The following is a 25723-nucleotide window of genomic DNA, read 5'->3' as shown; positions in this document are numbered from 1 at the left end:
AGTCCAGGAGTTTCGCACGCCACACGCCCGGGCACGCCGTCCCTCCGTCTCACGCTCGGCTCCCCCGCCCGCAGCGCGGACGGCGACCCCGACCGCACCGAACTCCTGAGAAACGGTGCGATCGCGCCTGGGCAGGGCACTGCGCCGCCGCGTCATGCGCACATCTCAGGAGTTTCGCACGCCGCGCGCCCCTCCCCGCCGCTCCCGGAAACGACGACGGCGCCCACCGAAACCGGTGAGCGCCGCCCGCACCGCGTCAGCGGTGGAACCCCTCCGAGATGATCTCGATGAGCTCCTCGCGTTCCTCGACCGGCAGGAAGGCCCCCGCCGCCGCGTTCAGCTGGAACGCCTCGAGGTCGTCGAGGTCGTACTCGAACGCCTGCGCGAGCAGACCCAGCTCGCGCGTGAGCGTGGTGGCGCTCATGAGGCGGTTGTCGACGTTCACCGTGACCGAGAAGTCGAGCTGGTACAGCAGGTCGAACGGGTGGGCGTCCATCGTGTCGCCCCAGGCCGTGACGGCCCCGCTCTGCAGGTTCGACGTGGGCGACAGCTCGAGCGTGATCTCGCGATCGCGTACCCAGCGGGCGAGGTCACCGAAAGTGACCTGCACCTCTTCGCCCTCGCGCGAGACGACATCGAGGTCGTTGGCGATGCGCACGCCGTGACCGAGACGCAGCGCCCGTCCGTCGAGGAGAGCGGAGCGGATCGATGCCAGTCCCGCCCCCTCTCCCGCGTGCACGGTGGTGGGGAAGAACTGCTCGGCCAGGTAGTCGAACGCCTCGCGATGCCGCTGCGGCAGGAACCCGTCCTCCGGTCCGGCGAGGTCGAAGCCGACCACACCGCGCCCGCGCCACGAGACCGCGAGCTCGGCGATGTCGCGCGCGTTGTCGTTGTGCCGGAGGGCCGTCAGCAGCTGTCCGACGCGGATGTCGCGGCCGCGTGCGTCGGCGGCATCTTCGCCCTGCTCGATGCCTTCCTGCACGGCGTCCACGACGTCGTCGAGGCTGAGACCGCGGGTGAGGTGCTGCTCGGGGGCCCACCGCACCTCGCCGTAGACGACGCCGTCGGCCGCGAGGTCTTCGACGAACTCCTTGGCCGTGCGTACGAGGCCCTCACGGGTCTGCATGACGCCGACGGTCACCGAGAACTTCTCGAGGTAATCCTCCAGCGAGCCTCCGTCGAGGTGGTCCGAGAACCACCCTTCGAGGCCCTTCGCGTCGTCGGCGGGCAGGTCGAGCCCGATCTCGTCAGCCAGCTCGAGCACCGTCTGCGGGCGCAGCCCGCCGTCGAGGTGGTCGTGCAGCGAGACCTTCGGCAGATCGGCGATCTTCGTCCGGCCGATGCGGAATTCTTCGGATGCCACGGTTTCCCTCTTTCCGGATGCCATCACGCGGTGATGCGCTCGCGAACGATGGGCGATGCCGCGGGGGCGGTGTCGCCGATCTCGAGGGCGCCCTCGACGGCGCCGAGCGCACGCTCGAAGCGCGACTCGTCGTCCGCGGACAGGGTGAACAGCGGCTGACCGGCGGTCACGGACTGCCCGACGGTGACGTGCAGGTCGATTCCCGCGGCGTGCACGACGGCGTCCTCGGCCCGTGCGCGACCCGCGCCCAGGCGCCAGGCGCCGATGCCGAACGGCAGAGCCTCGACGCGCGTGACGACGCCCGCACGCTCGGCCACGACCGTGTGCGTCTCACGCGGCTCGGGGAGAGCGGCATCCGGATCTCCGTCCTGCGCGCGGATCATGCGGTTCCAGACGTCCATCGCACGGCCGTCCTTCAGCGCTTCCTCGACGTCGGCGTCGGGCCTGCCCGCCAGCGTGAGCATCTCACGGGCCAGTGCCACCGTCAGCTCGACGACGTCGGCGGGTCCTCCCCCGGCGAGCACCTCCACCGACTCGCGCACCTCGTTGGCATTGCCGATGGCCAGGCCCAACGGGGTGTTCATGTCGGTCAGCAGGGCGGTGGTGTTCACTCCCGAGTCGGTGCCGAGCGCGACCATCGTCTCGGCGAGCTCGCGCGCGCGGTCGATGTCCTGCATGAAGGCGCCGGAGCCGAACTTCACGTCGAGAACGAGTGAGTCGGTGCCCTCGGCGATCTTCTTCGACATGATGCTCGAGGCGATCAGCGGGATCGCCTCGACGGTACCGGTGACGTCGCGGAGCGCGTAGAGCTTCTTGTCGGCGGGGGCCAGGCCCGTGCCGGCGGCGCAGATGACCGCGCCCACGTCGCGCAGCTGCGCCATGATCTCGTCGTTCGACAGCGCTGCACGCCAGCCGGGGATGGACTCGAGCTTGTCGAGCGTCCCGCCGGTGTGGCCGAGTCCACGGCCCGAGAGCTGCGGTACCGCGACGCCGAAGGCGGCGACCAGCGGGGCGAGCGGAAGGGTGATCTTGTCGCCTACGCCGCCGGTCGAGTGCTTGTCGACGGTGACCTTGCCGAGCGAGCCGAAGTCCATGCGCTCACCCGAGGCGATCATCGCGTCGGTGAGCACGCGGATCTGGTCGCGACCGAGGCCGTTCAACAGCACCGCCATGGTGAACGCCGACATCTGCGCGTCCATGACGTAGCCGCGCGTGTACGCGTCGACCAGCCAGCGGATCTCGCCCTCGGTGATGGCGCGTCCGTCGCGCTGCGCACGGATGATGTCGACGGCGTCGTACTGCTCGGCGCTCATCGTGCCGCCTCCTCGAGGTCGCGGGGCCCGAAGGCGTCGGGGAGCACCTCGTCGATGGTCCGGATGCCGCTGACGGTCTCGAGCAGCATGCCCGGGATCGCGTGCTCGAACAGCAGCTGTCGGCAGCGTCCGCACGGCATGAGCGTGCGGCCCTCACCGTCGACGCAGACGAAGGCCACGAGCTGGCCGCCCCCGCTCATGTGCAGGTCGGATACGAGTCCGCACTCGGCGCACAACGTCACGCCGTACGAGGCGTTCTCGACGTTGCACCCCGAGACGATGCGCCCGTCGGCGACGAGCGCCGCGGCGCCCACCTTGAAGCGCGAGTAGGGCGCGTAGGCGCGGTGCATGGCATCCGTGGCGGCCGAACGAAGTTCGTCCCAGTCGATGTCGGTCATCGTGGAGTGGTGGATCCTCTCGTGAAGGGAAGGGGGTCAGCCCTTGATGTAGGGCTTTCCGGCGGCTGCGGGCCCCCGGATCTGGCCGGCGAAACCCGCCACCGCGATGATCGTCACGATGTAGGGCAGCATGAGCATGAACTCGCTGGGGATGGGCGTGCGCAGCACCGTGAGCAGGTTCTGCAGGTTCGTCGCGAAGCCGAACAGCAGTGCCGCGAGCGTCGCGCGGATCGGGTCCCAGCGACCGAAGATGACGGCGGCGAGGGCGATGAAGCCCAGGCCCGCGGTCATCTCCTTGGTGAACTGACCCACCGACACGAGGGTGAAGTACGCGCCGCCGATACCGGCGATCGCACCGGCGAGCGAGACGTTCCAGAAGCGGCTCGAGTTGACCTTGATTCCGACGGTGTCGGCGGCCTGGGGGTGCTCGCCCACGGCACGCAGGCGAAGACCCCAGCGGGTGCGGTACAGGCCCCACGCGACCACGGCGACGACGGCGTACATCAGGTAGACGATGAAGGTCTGGTTGAACAGCACCGGTCCGATGATCGGGATGTCGCCCAGCAGGGGGATCTCGATGCGGGGGAAGCGCTCCGGGCGGTTCAGCACGTCCTCGTTCGGCACGAGCAGCGCGCCGTAGAGGAAGCCCGTGAGACCGGTGACGAGCACGTTGAGCACGACACCGACGATCACCTGGTCGACGAGGTACTTGATCGAGAACGCCGCGAGCACGAAGGCCACGAGGACGCCGCCGATCATGGCCGCGACGAGCCCCAGGAAGGGGTTGCGGGTGAGGGATGCCACCAGAGCCGCGCTGAACGCGCCGAAGAGGAACTGTCCCTCGATGGCGACGTTCACGACGCCGACCCGCTCGCCGATCACGCCGCCCAGCGCGCCGAAGATCAGCGGGACGGAGAGCGAGAGCGCTCCGAACAGCAGGCCGGTGACCGGCACGAGGCCGTCGGCCGCGGCCCACACGAGGAAGGCGAAGACGGCCAGGGCGCCGAAGGCGATCGGCAGCCACAGCGGGGTGCGGCGGTAGCTCACGGCATCCCAGACCGACCAGGCGGTCAGGAGCACGAGCAGCACGAGCACGCCCCAGCTCGTGGCCGCGGTGGGCACCGCGACGCTGCCGAGGTCGATGTCGGAGGCCGGGTCGCCCAGGCGGAAGGTGCTCTGCCCGTCGCGCGGGACGAGGGCGAACAGCAGAGCGAGCAGCACCGTCACGACCGTCAGGCTCACCGCCAGCTTGATGTGGCGCACGCGCACCGTGGTCAGCTGGATCGCGTCATCCGCGAGATGCGTCGCGGTCATGCCGCCACCGCCTTCTTGGCCGCCTTGGCCCGGTCTTTGGCCGCGCGCTCGGCCTCGCTCTTGGGGAGGAAGAAGATTGTGCGCACCAGCGGCGGGGCCGCGATGAACAGCACGATGAGGGCCTGCACGACCAGCACGATGTCGACGGGGATGCCCTGCGAGGCCTGCATCGTGAACGAGCCCGACTTGAGGGCGCCGAACAGGATGCCGGCCGCGAACACGCCCCACGGGCGGCTGCGGCCGAGGAGGGCCACGGTGATGGCGTCGAAACCGATGCCGGAGTCGATGAGACCGTCGAAGCCCGTGGTCACCGCCCCCTGGATCTGGTTCATACCCGCGAGACCCGCCAGGCCTCCGGCGAACAGCATCGCGTAGACGTACATGCGGGGTACCGAGATTCCGGCCGCGCGGGCCGCGTGCGGGTTCTCGCCCACGGCGCGCAGGCGGAAGCCGAGGCTCGAGCGCTCCATGAGCCACCAGACGAAGACCGTCGCCGCGATCACGAAGACGAAGCCGAGGTCGAGCAGCGGGAACTGCGGACCGAACAGTTCGGGGAACTGGGCGTTCGCGGGAGTCGCCGACGAGATCGGCTGGTCGCCCGCGGGGCGCTGCAGCAGACCGGGGGTGCGCACCATCCACGTCACCAGGTAGTAGGCGACGTAGTTGAGCATGATCGTGAGGATCACCTCGTGCGCGCCGGTGCGCGCCTTGAGCAGACCGACGATGCCGCCCCAGAGCGCTCCGCCCGCGATACCCACGATGAGCGTCAGCGGCAGCTGGATGATCATCGGCAGGTCGAGGTTGAAGGTGACGAGACCGGCGAAGGCGCAGGCGATGAGGATCTGGCCGCGTCCGCCGATGTTGAACAGACCCACGCGGAAGGCGAGAGCGACGCCCAGACCGGCCGCGATCAGCGGAGCCGCGAACCCGAGGGTGTTCGTGAGCGGGCGGATCTGCGCACCGAAGTCGGAGACGCGGGAGTTGAACACCGCGCCGCGGAACAGCGCCTCGTAGCCGCCGTAGACGGAGTTCCAGATCGCACCCAGCATGTCGCCGGGACGCGCGAAGAAGTAGCCCGAGGTTTCGCGCACCTGGTCGTTGGTGGCCGCCATCAGGATGCCGCCGACGATCATCGCCGCGACGACGGCGAGGAGCGTGGTGATCCACGACGAGCGCAGCAACTCGGTGAGGAACTGGTTCGTGCGCGGCGGCGCGGGCGTCTCGGCGGGGGTGTGGCCGGTCAGCGGCCCCGATGCGGTCGGCAGCTGCTCGGGCGGCAGACCTGCGTCTCCGGTCGGGCCCGTGCTCGGGATGTGGCCGCTCACGCTGTCTCCTCCGCGGGCTGCTCGCCCGCCATCATGAGCCCGAGGATCTCGCGCGGGGTGTTCCCCGGCACGATGCCCACGATGCCGCCGCGGTACATCACCGCGATGCGGTCGCCGAGGGCGGCGATCTCGTCGAGCTCCGTCGACACGACGATCACGGGCACGCCCGCATCGCGCGCGGCGACGATCTGCTTGTGGATGAATTCGATCGAGCCGACGTCGACGCCGCGGGTGGGCTGAGCGGCGACGAACAGCTTCAGCGGGCGGCTCATCTCGCGGGCGATGACCACCTTCTGCTGGTTGCCGCCCGACAGCGTGCCGACCGGGGTGGATGCCGACTGGGTGCGGATGTCGTACTCGGCGATGCGCTCGCGGGCGAAAGCGGTGAGCGCGGCGCGCTTGATCGTGCCGCCGGAGACGAAGGCGGAGTCGGATGAACGGTCGAGGATGAGGTTCTCGGCGACGGAGAAGCCTCCGACCAGGCCGTCCTCTTTTCGGTCCTCGGGGACGAAGCCGACGCCCGCGTCGAGGATGGCGCGCACGCTCTTTCCGACCAATTCGGTGCCGTCGAGGTCGACGGTGCCGGTCACCCCCTCGGCGAGCCCCACGATGGCCTCGACGAGCTCCGTCTGACCGTTGCCCTGCACACCCGCGATCGCGACGATCTCGCCGGGACGCACGTCGAGATCGACGTCGTCGACGACCACCGCTCCCTCGGGCGTGACCACGCGCAGGTTGCGGATGGACAGGCCCCCGGATGCCGCGGCCTTCGGGGCGTCCTTGACCACGGTGAGCTCGACCGCGCGGCCGACCATGAGCGAGGCGAGCTCGCCGTTGCTGGCAGTGGGTTCGGCTTCGCCGACGATCTTGCCCAGGCGAACGACGGTGATGCGGTCGGCGACCTCGCGCACCTCGCGGAGCTTGTGGGTGATGAAGACGATCGAGGTTCCCTCGTCGCGCAGCTGCCGCATGATGCCCATGAGCTCATCGGTCTCCTGCGGGGTGAGCACGGCCGTGGGCTCGTCGAACACGAGCACCTTGGCATCCCGAGACAGAGCCTTGATGATCTCTACGCGCTGCTGCACGCCGACGGGCAGGTCGCCGACCAGAGCGTCGGGGTCGACCTCGAAGCCGAAGCGCTGCGCGACGTCGCGCACGTGCTTGCGGGCGGCGTTCAGATCGAGCGCGCCCAGGGCCTTGGTGCTCTCGTGGCCGAGCATGACGTTCTCGGCGACGGTGAAGACGGGGATGAGCATGAAGTGCTGGTGCACCATGCCGATTCCCGCGGCCATGGCATCGCCGGGGCCGCGGAAGCGCTGGACGACGTCGTCCAGCAGGATCTCGCCCTCGTCGGCCTGATACAGGCCGTAGAGGACGTTCATGAGTGTGGATTTACCGGCACCGTTCTCTCCGAGGAGAGCGTGGATCTCGCCAGGCTGGACGACCAGATCGATGTGGTCGTTCGCAACCAGGGACCCGAACCGCTTGGTGATGCCGCGGAGCTCGAGCTTCATGCTGTGCACCCTATTCGAAGACGTTAAGAAGACGGAAAGAAACCGCGGTCGCTCGGACTCCTGGTCCGAGTGACCGCGGTTGGTTCTCTGGGGCTCACGGCCGCGGCCGCTCGAACTCCTGGTCCGAGCGACCGCGGCGCGAGAGGTGGTGCTTACGGGGAGCTGGGCGAGGTGACCTTCAGCGAGCCGGAGACGATCTGCTCGCGCAGAGCGGACAGCTCATCGGCCAGACCGGCCGGCAGGGTGAACTTCGAGTTGAAGTCCGCCAGGCCGACGCCGTCGTTCTCGAGCGTGCCGACGTAAGGGGTCGCGTCGAAGTCGCCCTTCGCAGCCTGCGTCACCGAGTCGTACACGGCGGTGTCGATGCGCTTGAGGATCGAGGTCAGCACCAGATCCGACACGTTCGGGTCGGCCTTGGCGAGGTCGGAGTCGACGCCGAGCATGACGCTCTTCGAGCCGCTGTCGCGGATCGCGTCGGCAGCGCTGCTGTAGATCGGGCCACCCACGGGCAGGAGCACGTCGACGCCCTGGTCGAGCAGACCCTGCGCGGCCTGCTTGGCTGCGTCGTTGGCCGCGAAGCCGCCGGTGAACGAGCCGTTCTGCGCGGCGACGTCCCACCCGAAGGTCTGGACGCTGGCGCCCTTGTCCTCGTCGTACTTCTTCACGCCGTCGACGAAGCCGTCCATGAAGATGGTGACGGGCGGGATCGGGATGCCACCGACGGTGCCGACCTTGTTGACGCCGTTCTCCGCGGAGTACGCGGCGGCGGCGTATCCACCGAGGTAGGCGGCCTGGACGGTGTCGAACAGCAGAGGCTTGATGTTCGGGGCGTCGGTCTTGCCGTCGTTGTCGGTGTCGGCGCGGTCGTCGATGATCGCGTACTGGAGGTTGGGGTTCGCCTTGGCCGAGGCCACGGTGTCGGCGCTGAGCTTGAAGCCCACCGCGACGATGAACGTGCAGCCCTCGGCCACGAGGTTCTCGAGGTTCGGGGCGTAGTCGTTCGCCGAGCTGGACTCGACCTCGATGGCCTTGACGCCGAGCTCGCTCGCGGCCTTGTCGATGCCTTCCTTGGCCGACTGGTTGAACGAACGGTCGTTCCAGCCGCCGTCATCCGAGATGATGCAGGGGGTGAAGCCCTCGACGAGGTCTCCCCCGGCGGCAGCGGTCGAGCCGTTGCTCTCGGGCGCGGCGCCGCAACCGGCGAGCAGCACGGCGGCGCCGATCATGGCGAGGCCGCTGACGACGGCCTTCTTCGTGGTCTTCACGAATGGTCCTCCAAGACGGATGCCCCCAACGGGTTTGAGGGACGATCCCGTCACGTTACCCACTGTGTCGCCGCGCTTGCGCACCGGGAGCCCCCGCGCGCGGCAATGGTTACAAAGACGCAATCTCGCGTCATCCCCCCGCCACACGACCCGCGAAAAAGAGAGACCGGATACCACGAGGCGTGGCATCCGGTCTCAGAATGTTGCGGGTACGCGGTGCTAGAGGACGTCGCCCCGGCCCGTCAGCTTCAGCGCGTCGACGACGCCCTTCACGCGCTGGGCGTTCTCGCTGGTGGTCACGAGCAGGGCGTCGGGGGTGTCGACCACGACGATGTCGCGCACGCCGATGAGGCTGATCACGCGCTTCGTCTGCGAGACGACGATGCCACTGGAGGCATCGGAGAGGACGCGCGCGTCTTCGCCGAGGATGGCGAGTTCGTTCCGACCGCCCGACGAGTTGAGCTTGGACAGGCTCGCGAAATCGCCCACGTCGTCCCAGTCGAAGTGCCCGGGGATGACCGCAAGGCGGCCCTTCTCCGCGGCGGGCTCGGCGACGGAATAGTCGATGGCGATCTTCTTCAGCCCCGGCCAGATGCGGTCGACGGCGGGGCCGCGACGATCGCGGTCGTCCCACGCCTCGGCGAGCTCGAGCAGACCCGCGTGGAGTTCGGGCTCGTTGACGGCGAGCTCGGCGAGCAGGACGTCGGCGCGGGTGATGAACATGCCCGCGTTCCAGAGGTAGGCCCGGTCGGCGAAGTACTCCTTCGCCGTGTCGAGGTCGGGCTTCTCGACGAAGCGCTCGACCAGGTAGGCCTCGGGGGCGCCGTCGACGATGAGCTCGCCGGCCTGCTTGATGTAGCCGAATCCGACGGACGGCTCGGCGGGCTGGATGCCGATCGTGCAGATGTATCCCTCGCGCGCGACCGCGACGGCCTGGCGCACGGCGAACTCGAACTGGCGGGTCTGCCGGATGACGTGATCGGCCGCGAACGAGCCGATGATGACGTCGGGCTCACGACGGACGAGGATGGCCGCGGCGAGGCCGATCGCGGCCGAGGAGTCGCGCGGCTCGGACTCGAGGAAGACGTTGTGGTCGGGCACACCCGGAAGCTCGCGCTCGACGGCGGCACGGTGGGCACGGCCGGTGACGACCGCGATGCGACCCTCGCCCGAGAGCGGGGCGAGCCGGTCCCAGGTGTCGCGCAGCAGCGTCTGCCCCGACCCGGTCAGGTCGTGCAGGAACTTGGGCGCGTCGGCGCGCGAGAGGGGCCAGAGGCGGCTGCCGATCCCTCCGGCGGGGATCACGGCGTAGAAGTCGTCGATAGCGGGGTCTGCCATGGCTCCGACCCTAGCGGTCGCACCTGCGAGCGCACGGAGGCTCCGCACGGGCCGGCGCCGACGCGAGCGGCATCCGCAGATATCTCGATATCGAGAGAGTCTTAGGCGGCCCTAATCCCCGCCGTTCATAGGCCGGACGTAGTATTCAGTGGCGCCCGTGTGACGCTGGGAGCCCGTGCGGGCCCCACACCGTGTTCGATCAGGGAGGACGACCGTGTCAGCACCAGCACGTGCCACGCCGTCGGTGAAAGAGACCACCTCGAAGAGGCCCCGCGGCACTCTCTACCGGGGCCGCGAAGGCATGTGGTCGTGGGTTCTGCACCGCATCACCGGTGTCGCCATCTTCTTCTTCCTCCTGGTGCACATCCTCGACACGGCGCTCATCCGGGTCTCCCCCGAGGCCTACGACGCTGTCATCGGAACCTACAAGAACCCGATCATGGGTCTCGGCGAGGTGGCCCTGGTCGGCGCGATCGCTTACCACGCGTTCAACGGCCTGCGCATCATCCTCGTCGACTTCTGGCCCTGGGCCACGCGCCACCAGCGCCAGCTGTGGTGGGGCGTGCTCGGCCTCTGGGTCGTCACCATGCTCGGCTTCACGCCGCGCCACCTCATCAACGTCTTCAGCGCCGTCACCGGGAGCCACTGATGTCCGTCGCCCAAGAAGCCGCCACGATCCCCGCGCCCCGCACGCCCAGCGTGCGGAAGAAGGGCTCCAACCTCGAGAAGTGGGGCTGGATCTACATGCGCGCCTCCGGCGTGCTGCTGATCGTCCTGATCTTCGGCCACCTCTTCGTCAACCTCATGACCGGCGAGGGCATCCATCAGATCGACTTCGCCTTCGTCGCGGGCAAGCTCGCTTCGCCGTTCTGGCAGTGGTGGGACGTCCTCATGCTGTGGCTGGCCCTCATCCACGGCGCCAACGGCATGCGCACGATCGTCAACGACTACGTCGGCAACGCCACCGTCCGCAAGATCCTCATCGGGTCGCTGTGGACGTCGGCCGGGTTCCTCATCCTGCTCGGCACGCTCGTCGTCTTCACCTTCGACCCCTGCCTCGGTGTGACCGAGAGCAGCTCCCTGTGGGACGTGTGCCAGTCGGCCTGAGCCGGCGGCATCCCTTCTTCCCCTGACAGCAGAGGTATTGCACACGTGAGCACTCAGACCGCTTCGGACTCGATCGTCAAGGACGGCGTCCACTACCACCAGTTCGACGTCGTGATCGTCGGCGCCGGCGGCGCCGGCATGCGCGCGGCCATCGAGGCCGGCCCGGGGGCGAAGACAGCCGTCATCTCGAAGCTGTACCCCACCCGCTCGCACACCGGCGCGGCGCAGGGCGGCATGGCCGCGGCGCTCGCCAACGTCGAAGAGGACTCGTGGGAGTGGCACACCTTCGACACCATCAAGGGCGGCGACTACCTCGTCGACCAAGACGCCGCGGAGATCCTCGCCAAAGAGGCCATCGACGCCGTCATCGACCTCGAGAACATGGGCCTGCCCTTCAACCGCACCCCCGAGGGCAAGATCGACCAGCGTCGCTTCGGCGGTCACACGGCCGATCACGGCAAGACCCCCGTGCGCCGCGCGTGCTACGCCGCCGACCGCACGGGCCACATGATCCTGCAGACGCTGTTCCAGAACTGCGTCAAGCTCGGCATCAACTTCTTCAACGAGTTCTACGTGCTCGACCTCGTCACGGTGAAAGATGCCGCGGGCAAGACGCAGGTCGCCGGCGTCGTGGCCTACGACCTGGCCACCGGTGAGCTGCACGTCTTCCAGTCCAAGGCCGTGATCTTCGCGACCGGCGGCTTCGGAAAGATCTTCAAGACCACCTCCAACGCCCACACCCTCACCGGTGACGGCGTGGGCATCGTGTGGCGCAAGGGCCTGCCACTCGAGGACATGGAGTTCTTCCAGTTCCACCCGACCGGCCTCGCCGGTCTCGGCATCCTGCTGACCGAAGGTGCCCGCGGCGAAGGCGCGATCCTGCGCAACGCGAGCGGTGAGCGCTTCATGGAGCGCTACGCCCCGACCATCAAGGACCTCGCGCCGCGTGACATCGTCGCCCGCTGCATGGTGCAGGAAGTGGCCGAGGGCCGCGGCGCCGGCCCCCACCGCGACTACGTGCTGCTGGACTGCACGCACCTGGGTGCCGAGGTCCTCGAGACCAAGCTCCCCGACATCACCGAGTTCGCCCGCACCTACCTGGGTGTCGACCCGGTCGTCGAGCCGGTCCCGGTCATGCCGACCGCGCACTACGCGATGGGCGGCATCCCCACCAACATCAAGGCAGAGGTGCTGGCCGACAACGACACCGTCGTCCCCGGCCTCTACGCCGCCGGCGAGTGCGCGTGCGTCTCGGTGCACGGCTCGAACCGTCTCGGCACCAACTCGCTGCTCGACATCAACGTCTTCGGCAAGCGCGCCGGCCGCAACGCGGTCGAGTACGTCAAGACCGCCGATTTCGTGCCGCTCCCCGAAGACCCGGCCGCCGAGGTGCGCGGCCTGATCGAGGGCCTGCGAAGCAACTCGGGCACAGAGCGCATCGCCGTGCTCCGCAAGACGCTGCAGGACGAGATGGACAAGGGTGCGCAGGTCTTCCGCACGCACGAGTCCCTCGCGCACGTGATGGACGTCATCGCCGACCTGCGCGAGCGCTACAAGAACATCCACGTCGACGACAAGGGCAAGCGCTTCAACACCGACCTGCTCGAGGCCGTCGAGCTCGGCTTCCTGCTCGACCTCGCCGAGGTCGTCGTGTACTCGGCGCAGAACCGCGAAGAGAGCCGCGGCGGTCACATGCGCGACGACTTCCCGACGCGCGACGACGAGAACTACATGCAGCACACCATGGCGTACCTGTCGGGCGACCCCCACTCGTCGCACCCGGCCGATCACATCGAACTCGGTTGGAAGCCCGTGGTGTTCACCAAGAACGAGGCCGGGGAGCTGCGCTACCCGCCCCTGGAGAGGAAGTACTGAGATGGCATCCACCGTCATCGAGCAGGTCGACACCTCGGACGAGGTCGCCGAGACCCCCGAAGACACGGGGATCCAGTCGTTCCTCGTCACCTTCAACATCCGCCGCTTCGACCCCGAGGTCGACGACGAGCCCCGCTGGGTCGACTACGACGTGGAGCTGTACTCCACCGACCGCGTGCTCGACGCGCTGCACAAGATCAAGTGGGAGGTCGACGGCTCGCTGTCGTTCCGCCGCTCGTGCGCGCACGGCATCTGCGGCTCCGACGCGATGCGCATCAACGGTCGCAACCGCCTCGCCTGCAAGACGCTGATCAAGGATCTCGACATCTCGCAGCCGATCTACGTCGAGGCGATCAAGGGCCTGCCCCTCGAGAAGGACCTCATCGTCGACATGGAGCCGTTCTTCGCCTCCTACCGCGAGGTGCAGCCCTTCCTGATCTCGAACTCGAAGCCCGAGCCCGGCAAGGAGCGCGTGCAGTCGATCGTCGACCGTGAGGTCTTCGACGACACCACCAAGTGCATCCTGTGCGCCGCGTGCACCTCGTCGTGCCCCGTGTTCTGGACGGACGGCCAGTACTTCGGCCCCGCCGCGATCGTCAACGCGCACCGCTTCATCTTCGACTCGCGCGACGACGCCGGAGATGTGCGCCTCGACATCCTCAACGACAAAGAGGGCGTGTGGCGTTGCCGCACGACCTTCAACTGCACCGAGGCCTGCCCCCGCGGCATCGAGGTCACCAAGGCCATCGCCGAGGTCAAGCAGGCCGTCCTCCGCGGCGGTCGCTGACTCTCATTCCCTCGAACGGCGGGTGCGCTCCGGCGCCCCGCCGTTCGGCGTTCTCGGGGCCGCACACGGATCGCGGATGCCGTGGCCTGTCCGCGGAGCGGGAGTCGCGGCATCCATTCATTAGGCTTTCACAGTGACCGAGAACCGCCACGACCCGCGGCCGCTGCCCGCGGTGCGCGACGACGACGCCTCGCTGCGCGAGCGGCTCGAGGCGGCGCAGACCGCCGTTCGGGAACGCCTCGACGAGCCCATCGCCCGTGCGGCGAAGATCGCGCAGTGGTTCCCGATCCGGGTGTGGCGGCACTTCTTGCAGCACAACGGATTCCTGCTCGCGGCGGGCATGAGCTACCAGGGCCTGTTCGCCGTGTTCTCGGCCCTGTACCTGGCGTTCGCGGGTGTCGGGATCTGGCTGGGCGGAAGCAAGACCGCGATCGACGGTCTCATCCACATCGTCAACAGCTACATCCCCGGGATCATCAGCAAGAACGGTCTCGTCGATCGCGAGCAGGTGGAGGCCGTCGCGCAGGAGAGCGGGCGGCTTCTGACCATCACCGGCATCGTGGCCGTCGTCGTGGTCGTGTGGACGGCGATCGGCTTCGTGACCTTCACCCGACGCGCGGTACGCGACACCTTCGGACTCCCCTTCGACCTGCGCAACTACGTGCTGTTGAAGGCCCGTGATCTCGTCGCCTCGCTCCTGTTCGGGATCGCCCTGCTGGTGGGGGCTCTGCTGGGTTCGATCACCACCGGCGCCGTCGACCTGGTGTTCGGTCTCATCGGGTGGGACCGCGAGACCCTCGGCTGGTCGGCGGGCGCGCGGATCGTCTCGCTCGTGGTGGCTTTCGGCGTCAACACCGTGGCCCTCGCTTCGCTCTTCCGCTTCCTCACGGGCACCACGCTGACCTGGCGTCGCACGTGGCCGGGCGCGATCGTCGGTGCCACGGGCATGGTCGTGCTGCAGGTCGCCGCGGGCTTCCTCTTCGTCTACACGCCGTCGAACCCCTTGCTGGCCACCTTCGCCGTGCTCATCGGGTTCCTGTTGTGGTTCCGCTTCATCGGGATCGTGATCCTCGTCTCGGCCGCCTGGATCGCCGTCGCCGCGAGCGACCGCGACGTTCCCCTGCGCTCCCCCGAGGACCGGCTCGCGATGGAACAGGCGGCTCTCGTCATCGCCGCCCAGGTCGGGGTGCGCGAGGCCGAGAAGGACCTCGCGCTGTCGCGCTGGCCGTGGCGCTGGAGCGCGAGGCGAAAGCTCGACGCAGCGGAGAAGCAGCTGGCACGCGCACGGGCCGACGTCCCCGCGCCGCGCCGCGTGTCGCTCATCCCCGACTGAGCGGGGCTCGCGTCCTCCCCCGCGCGATCTCGATGTCGGAGGCCTTCGTTAGGCTCGGAGGGTGGCCCGTTCCGTACGTATCGTCTCCGTCAACGTCAATGGCATCCGTGCCGCCGTCCGCAAGGGCATGACCGAGTGGCTCGACGCCTCGGGCGCCGACATCGTGGCTCTGCAAGAGGTGCGCGCGACCGCCGATCAGCTGGCCGAGGCCCTGCCCGGGTGGGAGATCGTCAACGACGAGGCCCTGCAGAAGGGCCGCGCGGGCGTCGCCATCATCAGCCGCCTGCCCGGCGTCGAGACCCGAACGCACCTCGGTCCCGAGCCGCTCGATGCCTCCGGCCGGTGGATCGAGACCGACTTCGACATCGACGGCGAGACCGTCACGATCGTCAGCGCCTACGTGCACAGCGGCGAGGTCGACACCCCCAAGCAGGACGCCAAGTGGTTGTTCCTCGATGCGATGGAGCGCCGCCTCCCCGAGCTCAAGGCCGAGCGAGAGCTGGCCCTGGTGGTGGGCGACCTCAACGTCGGTCATCGCGAGCTCGACATCAAGAACTGGCGGGGCAACCGCAAGAACGCCGGCTTCCTCCCCCGCGAGCGCGCGTACCTCGACCGCTTCTTCGGGCCCGAGGGCGAGACGGTCGAGGGCGTCGACGGCTCGACCGGCACGGGCCTGGGCTGGATCGATGTGGGCCGCGGCGCGGTCGGCGAAGTCGACGGGCCCTACACGTTCTGGTCGATGCGCGGCAAAGCATTCGACACCGACAGCGGCTGGCGCATCGACTACCACGTCGCCACGCCATCCCTCGCCGCGCGGGTGACGTCGTACACGGTCGAGCGTGCCCCCTCGTACGACACCCGGTGGAGCGACCACGCACCGGTGATCGTGGACTACACGCTCGGGGGCTGACGGCAGCTCGCGGACGCCGGGGGGGGCCGGCATCCGCTCGCCTGCCCGTCCTCTTGCCGTCGGCCCACCGGGGCGGATCGACCGGGGGCGGAGGGGCTGCCGCCTCGGCACCTAGGATCGAGGGGTGACCCAGCAGCGCCTCTACTCCGGAATGCAGCCCTCCCGCCGACAGCCTCCAGATCGGCAACTACATCGGGGCCCTGCTGCAGTGGCGCGACCTCCAAGACGAGTACGACGCCTTCTTCTCGGTCGTCGACCTGCACGCCCTGACGCAGCCCGGCGATCCCGCCGAACGCCGCGAGAAGACCCGTCGCACCGCCGCCCAGTACATTGCCGCCGGTATCGAGCCCTCTCGCTCGACCCTGTACGTGCAGTCGCACGTGCCGGCGCACGCCGAACTGCAGTGGGTGCTGTCGACCCTCACCGGTTTCGGCGAGGCCGGGCGGATGACGCAGTTCAAGGACAAGTCGGCGCGCTACGGCACGGATGCCACCAACGTCGGCCTCTTCACCTATCCGGTGCTGATGGCCGCCGACATCCTGCTGTACCAGACCGACGTCGTGCCCGTCGGCGACGACCAGAAGCAGCACATCGAGCTCACGCGCGACCTCGCCGAGCGCTTCAACCAGCGCTTCGGCGAGACCTTCACGGTTCCGAAGCCCGTCATCCGGCGCGAGACCGCCCGCATCTACGACCTGCAGAACCCGACGTCGAAGATGTCGAAATCGGCCGAGTCCGACGCGGGCGTGCTGTGGCTGCTCGACGACCCCAAGGTCAGCGCGAAGAAGATCATGCGCGCGGTCACCGACTCCGAGGGCGCGGTGCGCTTCGACCGCGACGAGAAGCCGGGCGTCTCGAACCTGCTGGTGATCTACTCGGCCCTGACGGGTCGCGACGTCACCTCGATCGAGGACGAGTACGCCGGGCGCGGGTACGGCGATTTCAAGAAGGGCCTGGCCGAGGTCGTCGTGAACGAGTTCGAGCCCGTGCGCACCCGAGCCCTCGAGCTCCTCGACGACCCCGCCGAGCTCGACCGCGTGCTGGCCGTGAACGCCGGCAAGGCCGCCTCGGTCGCCGAGAAGACCCTCACGGATGTGTACGACCGGATCGGTCTGCTGCGCCGCGGCTGACCCATCCCCTCCGACGCCCGCACGCCCTCCCGGGTCGTGCGGGCGTCGTCGTTCCCGTGTCCGGGTCCCTTGGCGTGTGGCAGGGGAATCGGATCGGTGCACCAGAATCGGACCCCGGGCTCGTCGGCATCCGGTTCTGGCGCGCCGATCCGGTCCTGCGAGGCGCAGGCTCCACGCCCGCCGGTAGCGTGGCCGAATGGAACCGGAGACCCTGCGCACGTCCCGCCTCGAGCTGTCCACGCCCCGCGCCGGCGATGTCGCCGCCATTCACGAAGAGTGCCAGGATGCCGCGATCCAGCGCTTCACGACCGTTCCGTCTCCCTATTTGCTCGCCGATGCCGAAGCGTTCGTCGAGCTCGCCCACCGGTGGTGGGCCGAGGGTTCGGAGGCGACCTGGGCGATCCGGCTCGACGAACGCCTGGTCGGGATGGTGGGCCTGGCCAAGCTGCCGAGCGGCGCCCCGGAGATCGGGTACTGGGTGTCGTCGAGCGTGCGCGGGCGCGGCGTCGCAACAGAGGCGGCACGAGCGGTGATCGATTGGGCCTTCTCCCCCGCGCGTCCGGCACTGGCGCGCGTCGAGTGGCGCGCGGCCGTCGGCAACCTCGGATCGGCGCGCGTCGCGCGGTCTCTCGGCTTCCGCTACGAGGGGCTGCTGCGCCAGGCGCACGTCAATTCGCTCGGTCGCTCGGACCTGTGGGTGGCCGGCCTGCTGCGCGACGACGACCGCCGACCCGTGAGCTGGCCGGTGGGCTGAGCCCCTTCCGGGACACCGGCGCAAGGCCCGACCCGATCTCGGAGGGCGGTGGCACCATGTATTCATGCCGGAGATGCCAGAGGTCGAAGGGCTCGTCGAGTTCCTACGGGGGCGACTCGCGGGGCTGCGTTTCGAGAGAGCGACCGTGTCGGCGATCAACGCCCTCAAGACGTACGACCCGCCCCTGACCGATCTGGTCGGCGCCCAGGTGACGGCCGTCGAGCGGCACGGCAAGTACGTCGACGTGGCGACCGACGGCGGCATCCACCTCGTCTTCCATCTCGCCAAGGCGGGCTGGCTGCGGTGGTACGACGCACTGCCGACGACCCTCATCAAACCCGGCAAGACTCCGATCGCGCTGCGCGTCGGCTTCGACGACGGATCGGGCTTCGACCTCACCGAGGCGGGGACGAAGAAGTCGCTGGCGGTCTACGCCGTGACCGATCCGGCCGAGGTACCGGGCATCGCCCGTCTCGGCCCCGACCCGCTCGACGACGATTTCGGTCGCGCCGAGTTCGGCGCGCTGCTCACGGGGCGCCGCACGCAGATCAAGGGAGTGCTGCGCGACCAGTCGATCATCGCGGGGGTCGGAAACGCCTACTCCGACGAGATCCTGCATGCCGCCAAGATGTCGCCGTACGCGTTGGCAGCGAATCTCACCGACGACGAGGTCGATCGCCTGTTCGAGGCAATGACGACCACTCTCGCCGAGGCGATCACCGCGGCCACCGGCAAGCCGCCCGCCGAGCTGAAAGACGCGAAGCGCCGCGGCATGCGCGTGCACGGCCGCCGAGGTGAGGCGTGCCCGGTGTGCGGCGACGAGGTGCGCAGCGTGTTCTTCGCCGACAACTCCCTCGAGTACTGCTCCACCTGTCAGACCGGCGGCAAGCTCTTGGCCGACCGGCGCTTGTCGCGGTTGCTCAAGTAGCTAGGGGCATTGACCGTCGACTGCTCGAAACGTCGCCGTATGACCGGGAATGAAACCGCCGAGGGCACGTTGAGTAGGATCAGAAGTGCAAAAACGTGCTCCGGGGTCGGTGAGAATCCGAACCGGCGGTGACAGTCCGCGAACCCTGCCGCTCACGCGGGAGGGCCGATCCGGTGGAATTCCGGGACCGACGGTGATGCGAGGGTCAGCTCTCGCTAGTCCGGATAGGAGGCAGCACGGATGGCGCGACGCGCCTTCCCGCTGGCCCTGCCCCGATTCCGCGGGAAGGACAAGGAAATGGCATCCGCCGTCGAGATCGACGCCATGCGGCGAGCGCTGCAGCTCGCCCGGCGCGGGCCGCGCGGGCTGAATCCCCAGGTGGGTGCCGTGATCCTCTCCCCCGCCGGAGAGATCCTCGCCGAGGGTTACCACCGAGGAGCCGGCACCGCGCACGCCGAGGTCGACGCCCTCTCGCGGTTGTCGCCGGATGCCGCGCGCGGCGCCACCGCCGTCGTCACCCTCGAGCCCTGCAATCACACCGGTCGCACCGGACCCTGTGCACTCGCGCTCATCGAGGCCGGCATCGGCCGCGTCGTCTACGCCCTGGACGACCCGACCGACGCCGCGTCGGGTGGGGCAGACCGACTGCGCGCAGCCGGGGTCGACGTCGAGAGCGGGGCGGAGCGCGAGGCGGCCGAAGCGCTCGTGCACGACTGGGCCGTCCTCAAGCGCACCGGTCGCCCGCACGTCACCGTCAAGTGGGCGCAAAGCCTCGACGGTCGCGCCGCCGCCGACGACGGCTCGAGCCAGTGGATCACCGGTCCCGCCGCGCGTCGCGACGTGCACGCCCGACGCGCCCGGGCCGATGCGATCGTCGCCGGTACGGGAACCGTGCGAGCCGACGATCCGGCACTGACCGCGCGCGCCGATGACGGCTCCCTGCTCGAGACCCAGCCCGTGCCCGTGGTCGTCGGTCGCAGCGAGACGGCCCCGGATGCCGCCGTCCGCCGCCACCCGCGCACGCCCCTGTTCTACGACTCGCACGACCTGGCCGCCGTGCTCGCCGACCTGGGCGAGAAGGGGATCCAGCGGGTGTTCGTGGAAGGCGGGCCGACGCTTGCAAGCGCCGTCGTCCGCGCCGGTCTCGCCGACGAACTGCTGGTCTACCTCGCCCCCGTGCTGTTGGGCGGCTCGCGCCTCGCCCTCGGCGACGTGGGGGTGCCCACCATCGCTGACGCCCGTCGGCTGGCCGTGGCATCCGTCCAGAACCTCGGCGACGATCTGCTGATCGTCGCCCACCCCAGCTCGGATCGAGAGGGAGAATCCTGATGTTCACCGGAATCGTGGAAGAGATCGGTGCCGTCACCGCCGTCGAACCCTCGGGAGACGGCGTGCGGCTGACGTTGCGCGCCCCCCTCTCGGTATCGGATGCCGGCCACGGCGATTCGATCTCGGTCAGCGGCGTGTGCCTCACGGTCGTCGAACAGGGCGAGGACTGGTTCACCGCCGACGTCATGAAGCAGACCCTCGACATGTCGACCCTCGCCGATGTCGCTCCAGGGCGCCCGGTGAATCTCGAGCGGGCCACCGCGGCCCACGGTCGCCTGGGCGGTCACATCGTGCAGGGGCACATCGACGGCACCGGCGTGGTGCGCGACGTGCGGCCCGGAGCCCAGTGGAGCGTCGTGCGGGTCGGCATCCCGGCCCACCTCGCTCCCCTCGTAGTCGACAAGGGGTCCATCGCGATCGACGGTGTCTCGCTCACGGTGAGCGCCGTCAGCGAGGCCGACGAGGTCGAGCCCTGGCTCGAGGTGTCTCTCATTCCCGAGACCCTCGAGGCGACGACGCTCGGCCGCGCCGAGGCCGGCACCCCCGTCAACCTCGAGACCGACATCCTCGCGCGCCACGTCCAGCGCATGCTCGCCTTCCGTACGACAGAGAATCCCGCGGCGACCGCCGCACAGACCGAGAGGGGCTCCCGATGAGCCTGTCCACCATCCCCGAGGCCCTCGAGGCCCTTCGTCAGGGTCGCCCGATCCTGGTCGCCGACGACGAGAACCGCGAGAACGAGGGAGACGTCATCCTCTCTGCGCAGCTGGCCACCCCCGAGGCCCTCGCCTGGACCGTGCGGTGGTCGAGCGGGTACGTGTGCGCGCCCATGCCGGCCGAGTGGGCCGACCGTCTCGACCTGCCGCCCATGGTCGAGGTCAACCAGGATGCCCGCGGCACCGCGTACACGGTGAGCGTCGACGCCGCGACCGGTGTGACCACCGGCATCAGCGCTGCCGACCGCGCACGCACACTGAACGTGCTGGCCGACCCCGAATCGGTCCCGACGAGCGTCATCCGCCCGGGTCACGTCCTGCCGCTGCGCGCCGTCGACGGCGGCGTCCGCGAACGCGCCGGTCACACCGAGGCCGCGGTCGACCTCATGCGCCTCGCGGGCCTGGAGCCCGTCGGCGCGATCGCCGAGGTCGTGGCCGAGGACGGCAGCATGATGCGCCTGCCCGGGCTCTTCGAGCTCGGCGAGCGCGACGGCATCCCGGTCATCACGATCGAGCAGCTCATCGGTTACCTGAACGACACCGATCCGCTGCCGGCGACCGCCCCCGCGCGACGCCGCGTGAGCCTGCGCGCCGAGTCGAACGTCCCCACCTCGCACGGCACGTTCCGCTTCCTCGCCTACAAGGACCGCATCACCGGCACCGACCACCTCGCGGTGGTCTCGGGCGACCTCACCGAGAAGGCTCCACTGGTGCGCGTGCACTCGGAGTGCCTCACGGGCGAGGCGTTCGGCTCGCTCAAGTGCGAGTGCGGTCCCCAGCTCGAGGCGGCGCTCGACACGATCGACCGCGACGGCGGCATCGTCATCTACATGCGCGGTCACGAGGGTCGCGGCATCGGCCTCATCAACAAGCTGCGCGCGTACAACCTGCAGGAGCGCGGCCTCGACACCGTCGACGCCAACCTCGCTCTGGGCCTGCCCGCCGATGCGCGCGACTATGCCGCGGCCGCTGGCATCCTGTCGGACCTCGGGGTCGACAAGGTGCGCCTGCTGACCAACAACACCGACAAGGTCGCGCAGCTGCGCGGCTTCGGTCTGGACGTCGTCGAGCAGGTTCCGCTGCTCGTGGGCGTGGGACCCAACAACCACCAGTACCTCGAGACGAAGCGCGACCGCATGGGCCACGTCATCGCCGAGGACGACCTGCGCGACGCCCTCGCGCACATGAAGGAAGAGAGCGCCTGATGGCTGGCAGTGGAGCACCCGAGACCGGCGGCATCGATGCGTCGGGCCTGAACGTCGTCGTGATCGCCGGCACCTGGCACGAGGTCATCACCGACGGGCTGATCGCCGGAGCGAAGCGGGTGCTGGATGCCACGGGCGCGATGTACCGCGTCGTGCGGGTGCCCGGTTCGTTCGAGCTGCCCGTGGCCGCTCGCGCGGCCTTCGAGGGCGGGGCGGATGCCGTGGTCGCCCTCGGCGTGATCATCCGGGGCGGAACGCCGCACTTCGAGTTCGTCTCGTCTGCGGCGACCGACGGCCTCACGCGCGTGGCGATCGACGCGGGCAAGCCCGTCGGCTTCGGGGTGCTGACCCTCGACGACGAGCAGCAGGGTCTCGACCGCGCGGGCCTGGCCGGCTCGAAGGAGGACAAGGGCGAGGAGGCGGCCGACGCCGCCGTCCGCACCGCCCTCGTGCTGCGCGACCTGCGCGGCTGACGCGCGGCGGCGGCGGCCGCCCCTTGTTTCATTCACCGATGTTTTGCCTTTTTGTTTTCTGGACGCCGTTCAAAAAACGAGGCATGCGTCTTAACTTCTCCTCGTCAGTGTTCGCCGGCGACCCGAGCACGACCCGGGCACCGACGGACTCATCGCCCACGAAGGAGAAGAAACCATGGTGGAACTGAGTCGACGCGGTCTGATCCTGGGGGGCGCAGCGAGCATCGCCGGCGCTGCTGCCCTCCCGCTCTTCGGACCGCCTCTCGCGGCCAACGCCGCCGCGGAATACCTGGAATGCACGTTCTCGGGATTGCCGGGCGGCGACACCCTCACCTTCACCAACTACGGCGTCGACCGGGTCATGGCGACCTGGACCCGCGACGGCCAGATCCTCGAGCAGAACCGTCTCGATTGGAAAGGCGACGGCACCGACCTCCGGTGGTGGAACCGCGATCCGCACCAGGGGCGCGTCCTGCCGTCGTACCCGATCGACCCGCAGACCGGGATCTTCAGCGAGGCCCGCGGCGACGAGCAGTACCGGATCAACGTCAACGGCTTCGGCATCATCGTCATGCGGGGCGCCGGACAGATCGTGCGCTTCCAGGTCGTCGGCAACAACGGACGCCACCACTACGGCGAGGCTCCCCGCAACGGCTCGCCCGCCGCGGTCTCACGCCTGCTCGACACATTCATCGATCAGACCCACACGCTGAACAACCAGTTCACCGCCTACCAGACCGCCGTGCGCCAATACGTGGGGATCGGCATGGCGTCGCTGGCGACCGGCATCGCACTGCTGGTGGTCAACGGCGCGAACCCGGTCGCGGCGATCGCCTTCGTCGCCACCGTGACCGCGGTCGGCATCAACGGCATCGCCAACATCCGCAACGCCCAGAACGCCTACATGGGCACGTACAACAACATGATCACGACGTTCAACCGGATCACCGAGGCGCTCGGGTTCGGGGCCGTCGACATCCCCTACTTCAACATCGGCGCCGTCACCTGGAACAACGCCGCGCAGCAGCGCCGGCCGTCGCCCAGCTACGTGCTCTTCCCCGCTTCGGGGTCGAACGGCTGAGACGCTTCGGCGCGTCGATGGCGCGTCGCCTCGGCGGCGCGCCATCGCGCCGCGCGGACGGGGCGGGAACCACGGCCGCAGCCCCCGGATGCCATGGCGCTGAGGGCGGCCTTGCTGGCGACGGCACCGCGGTTTCTCTAGCGTGACGGACATGGAGATCCTGCGCAGCGTCGTCGTCCTCGTCCACCTCGTCGGCTTCGCCATCCTCTTCGGTGCCTGGGTCGTCGAGGCCGTGGCCCGCCGCGTACGCGTGACGCCGGTGATGAACTACGCGCTCGTCATCTCCCTGGTCACCGGTCTCGCCCTCTCCGCGCCGTGGGGCCTCGACCATGACCTCAACTACGCCAAGATCGGCATCAAGCTGGTCGTGCTGATCGTGATCGGCGCACTGCTGGGCATCGGATCGGCCCGTCGGAAGCGCACGGGCACGCTTTCCCCCGCGATCTTCTGGCCCATCGGCATCCTGACGCTGCTCAACGCCGGTCTCGCGGTCGTCTGGCACTGACGAGACCGGCGTCCGGCGTCCGCTCAGCGCGCGCATAGACTGGAGGGTCTAGACGCCCCTCACTCGGGGACGTTCCCGGTGCTCCTTCGCGCACCCGCTCACACACACCCCCGTGATCGCGGCGCGCCACCGCTGCGCCCCATCCCGGACGCGATTGATCGACCTTCTCGTCAGGCAGTCATGACCACCTCCTCCCCCTCCACCCGATCGGCCTCAGCACCCGCGAACCCCCGTTCGCGCGTCATCACCGCGAGCCTCATCGGCACCACGATCGAGTTCTACGACTTCTACGCGTACGCCACCGCCGCGGTCCTCGTCTTCCCGATCCTCTTCTTCCCGACCGGCAACGAGACCACCTCGCTGCTGCTGTCGTTCAGCGTCTTCGGCGCCGCCATGGTCGCGCGCCCCCTCGGCGCGATCGTCTTCGGTCACTTCGGAGACCGCTTCGGCCGCAAGGCCACCCTCGTGGCCTCTCTGCTCACGATGGGTGTCGCCACCTTCCTGATCGGCTGCCTGCCCACCTTCAACGAGATCGGCGTGTGGGCCGCCGTGCTGCTGCTGATCATGCGTCTCGCGCAGGGCTTCGCGCTCGGCGGCGAATGGTCGGGCGCGGCCCTCGTCGCGACCGAGAACGCCCCGAAGGGCAAGCGCGCCCTGTTCGGCACGTTCCCCCAGCTGGGCGCCCCGATCGGCTTCATCATCGCCAACACGGTGTTCCTCGTCATCAACTTCGCGCTGCCGCACCCCGACGGCACGGCGCAGCGGTCGGTGGAGTTCCTCACCTGGGGCTGGCGCGTGCCGTTCCTGTTCTCGGCCGTGATGGTCATCGTGGGCCTCTACGTGCGCCTCAAGCTCGTCGAGAGCGAGTCGTTCGCCAAGGCCGAGAAGAGCGGCGCGATCCGCAAGTTCCCGCTCGGCGAGGTCATCCGCCGCAATTGGAAGCAGCTGATCCTCGGCACCTTCATCATGCTGGCCACCTACGTGCTCTTCTACCTGATGACGAGCTTCACCCTGTCGTACGGCACCAAGCCCACCGCCGAGGGGCGCGGCCGCCGCGGCTGAGAAGGCCGGCACCGCGTTCAACGCCGCCACATACGTTCCCGGCCTCGGCTTCGGCTACACCGATTTCGTCATCATGCAGATCATCGGTGTCGTGTTCTTCGGTGTCTTCACGATGCTCTCCGGCCCGGTGGCCGACGCGATCGGTCGCAAGCGACTGCTGATCGGCGTGACGATCGGCATCATCGTGTTCGGTCTGCTGTTCTCGGTGTTCCTCCTGCCCGCCGCCGATGCGAAGTTCACCGGCGCCCTCGTGCAGGCGTTCCTCGTGTTCGGCTTCCTGCTCATGGGTGCGACGTTCGGCCCGATGGGCGCGGTCCTGCCGGAGCTGTTCCCGACCAACACCCGTTACACCGGCTCGGCCATCTCGTACAACGTCTCGTCGATCCTCGGCGCGGCCCTCGCGCCGATCGTCGCCGTGGCGCTGTGGGCGGCCGGAGACGGCAACCCGTGGCTGGTGGGCCTGTACCTCTCGGCCATGGGCGTGCTGACCCTGGTCGCGCTCGTGCTCTCGCCCGAGACGAAGGACGTCGACTACGACGACAACATCGCCGCCGGAGCGACCGCGCCGTAACGCGTCCGCCCTCGACACACCGGATGCCACGGGGCCTGTGCCTCGTGGCATCCGGCGTTCTGCTCATCGCCGAGAAAGGCGACCGACGGGGTCGGTGGCGCGAGGTACGGTCGAAGCAACCCCATTT

The 25723-nt window shown here is 69.1% G+C and carries 22 protein-coding genes and 2 pseudogenes; 16 read left to right on the top strand and 8 right to left on the bottom strand.

Going from position 1 to position 25723, the window contains the following annotated elements; all coding sequences use genetic code 11:
- Positions 1-256: 256 nt before the first annotated feature.
- The 8 genes from QE416_RS09045 to QE416_RS09010 all read right to left on the bottom strand — a co-directional run bounded on the left by QE416_RS09045 (position 257) and on the right by QE416_RS09010 (position 9830).
- Positions 257-1387, bottom strand: a complete 1131-nt coding sequence (locus tag QE416_RS09045) for an adenosine deaminase (RefSeq protein WP_307315447.1) — start codon at positions 1385-1387, stop codon at positions 257-259.
- A complete protein-coding gene (locus tag QE416_RS09040; protein WP_210072152.1) occupies positions 1387-2676 on the bottom strand; it encodes a thymidine phosphorylase in 1290 nt (429 codons plus the stop codon). Before QE416_RS09040 ends, QE416_RS09045 begins: the two co-directional genes overlap by 1 nt.
- A complete protein-coding gene (locus QE416_RS09035) occupies positions 2673-3074 on the bottom strand; it encodes a cytidine deaminase (protein WP_013583709.1) in 402 nt (133 codons plus the stop codon). The genes QE416_RS09040 and QE416_RS09035 overlap by 4 nt, the downstream gene beginning before the upstream one ends.
- Before the next feature lie 36 nt (positions 3075-3110).
- Positions 3111-4388, bottom strand: a complete 1278-nt coding sequence (locus QE416_RS09030; protein ID WP_210072153.1) for an ABC transporter permease — start codon at positions 4386-4388, stop codon at positions 3111-3113.
- A complete protein-coding gene (locus QE416_RS09025) occupies positions 4385-5713 on the bottom strand; it encodes an ABC transporter permease (RefSeq protein ID WP_307315438.1) in 1329 nt (442 codons plus the stop codon). The genes QE416_RS09030 and QE416_RS09025 overlap by 4 nt, the downstream gene beginning before the upstream one ends.
- Positions 5710-7227 (bottom strand): ABC transporter ATP-binding protein, encoded by a 1518-nt coding sequence (locus tag QE416_RS09020; RefSeq protein ID WP_307315435.1) that lies wholly within the window; start codon positions 7225-7227, stop codon positions 5710-5712. Before QE416_RS09020 ends, QE416_RS09025 begins: the two co-directional genes overlap by 4 nt.
- Positions 7228-7379: 152 nt before the next feature.
- Positions 7380-8453, bottom strand: coding sequence for a BMP family protein (locus QE416_RS09015; protein WP_210072686.1), 1074 nt, complete (start codon positions 8451-8453; stop codon positions 7380-7382).
- A 258-nt stretch (positions 8454-8711) separates the two neighbouring features.
- The gene (locus tag QE416_RS09010) at positions 8712-9830 is read right to left on the bottom strand and encodes a mannose-1-phosphate guanylyltransferase (RefSeq protein ID WP_103206556.1); all 1119 of its coding nucleotides are present in this window, start codon (positions 9828-9830) and stop codon (positions 8712-8714) included.
- Positions 9831-10044: 214 nt separating this feature from the next.
- Between QE416_RS09010 and sdhC the strand changes: the two genes are divergently transcribed.
- The 16 genes and pseudogenes from sdhC (at position 10045) to QE416_RS08930 (ending at position 25596) form a co-directional block, all read left to right on the top strand.
- The gene (gene sdhC, locus QE416_RS09005) at positions 10045-10479 is read left to right on the top strand and encodes a succinate dehydrogenase, cytochrome b556 subunit (protein WP_013583715.1); all 435 of its coding nucleotides are present in this window, start codon (positions 10045-10047) and stop codon (positions 10477-10479) included.
- Positions 10479-10937, top strand: a complete 459-nt coding sequence (locus QE416_RS09000) for a succinate dehydrogenase hydrophobic membrane anchor subunit (RefSeq protein ID WP_210072155.1) — start codon at positions 10479-10481, stop codon at positions 10935-10937. The genes sdhC and QE416_RS09000 overlap by 1 nt, the downstream gene beginning before the upstream one ends.
- Positions 10938-10982: 45 nt before the next feature.
- Positions 10983-12812: a succinate dehydrogenase flavoprotein subunit gene (sdhA, locus tag QE416_RS08995; protein ID WP_210072156.1), complete on the top strand. Its 1830-nt coding sequence runs from the start codon at positions 10983-10985 to the stop codon at positions 12810-12812.
- Position 12813: 1 nt separating this feature from the next.
- Positions 12814-13599 (top strand): succinate dehydrogenase iron-sulfur subunit, encoded by a 786-nt coding sequence (locus tag QE416_RS08990; protein ID WP_103206559.1) that lies wholly within the window; start codon positions 12814-12816, stop codon positions 13597-13599.
- Positions 13600-13732: 133 nt separating this feature from the next.
- Positions 13733-14932: a YihY/virulence factor BrkB family protein gene (locus tag QE416_RS08985; RefSeq protein WP_267786313.1), complete on the top strand. Its 1200-nt coding sequence runs from the start codon at positions 13733-13735 to the stop codon at positions 14930-14932.
- Positions 14933-14993: 61 nt separating this feature from the next.
- Positions 14994-15842 (top strand): exodeoxyribonuclease III, encoded by an 849-nt coding sequence (locus tag QE416_RS08980; protein WP_307315428.1) that lies wholly within the window; start codon positions 14994-14996, stop codon positions 15840-15842.
- Positions 15843-15966: 124 nt separating this feature from the next.
- Positions 15967-16972 (top strand): annotated as a pseudogene (trpS, locus tag QE416_RS08975) (tryptophan--tRNA ligase).
- Positions 16973-17168: 196 nt separating this feature from the next.
- A complete protein-coding gene (locus tag QE416_RS08970; RefSeq protein WP_307315425.1) occupies positions 17169-17726 on the top strand; it encodes a GNAT family N-acetyltransferase in 558 nt (185 codons plus the stop codon).
- A gap of 64 nt (positions 17727-17790) precedes the next feature.
- On the top strand, positions 17791-18654 hold the full coding sequence (locus tag QE416_RS08965) for an Fpg/Nei family DNA glycosylase (protein WP_307315422.1): 864 nt from the start codon (positions 17791-17793) through the stop codon (positions 18652-18654).
- Between the two features lie 297 nt (positions 18655-18951).
- Positions 18952-19983 (top strand): bifunctional diaminohydroxyphosphoribosylaminopyrimidine deaminase/5-amino-6-(5-phosphoribosylamino)uracil reductase RibD, encoded by a 1032-nt coding sequence (ribD, locus tag QE416_RS08960; RefSeq protein ID WP_210072163.1) that lies wholly within the window; start codon positions 18952-18954, stop codon positions 19981-19983.
- Positions 19983-20639 carry a riboflavin synthase gene (locus QE416_RS08955; RefSeq protein WP_210072164.1) on the top strand — a complete coding sequence of 219 codons (657 nt, stop codon included), beginning with the start codon at positions 19983-19985 and terminating at the stop codon, positions 20637-20639. Before ribD ends, QE416_RS08955 begins: the two co-directional genes overlap by 1 nt.
- A complete protein-coding gene (gene ribA / locus QE416_RS08950) occupies positions 20636-21904 on the top strand; it encodes a GTP cyclohydrolase II (protein ID WP_210072165.1) in 1269 nt (422 codons plus the stop codon). The genes QE416_RS08955 and ribA overlap by 4 nt, the downstream gene beginning before the upstream one ends.
- On the top strand, positions 21904-22377 hold the full coding sequence (ribH, locus tag QE416_RS08945; protein WP_307315417.1) for a 6,7-dimethyl-8-ribityllumazine synthase: 474 nt from the start codon (positions 21904-21906) through the stop codon (positions 22375-22377). Before ribA ends, ribH begins: the two co-directional genes overlap by 1 nt.
- A 175-nt stretch (positions 22378-22552) precedes the next feature.
- Positions 22553-23458 carry a hypothetical protein gene (locus tag QE416_RS08940; RefSeq protein WP_210072167.1) on the top strand — a complete coding sequence of 302 codons (906 nt, stop codon included), beginning with the start codon at positions 22553-22555 and terminating at the stop codon, positions 23456-23458.
- A 151-nt stretch (positions 23459-23609) separates the two neighbouring features.
- Entirely contained in the window at positions 23610-23963 is a 354-nt protein-coding gene (locus QE416_RS08935; RefSeq protein ID WP_307315415.1) for a Fe-S protein, read from the top strand.
- Positions 23964-24143: 180 nt separating this feature from the next.
- Positions 24144-25596, top strand: a pseudogene (locus QE416_RS08930) (MFS transporter).
- Positions 25597-25723: the final 127 nt, after the last annotated feature.

This window comes from Microbacterium sp. SORGH_AS_0421 (assembly GCF_030818635.1).
Lineage (GTDB): Bacteria > Actinomycetota > Actinomycetes > Actinomycetales > Microbacteriaceae > Microbacterium.
Note: the sequence above shows the minus strand (reverse complement) of the source record. Positions and strands in the feature narration are given on the sequence as shown.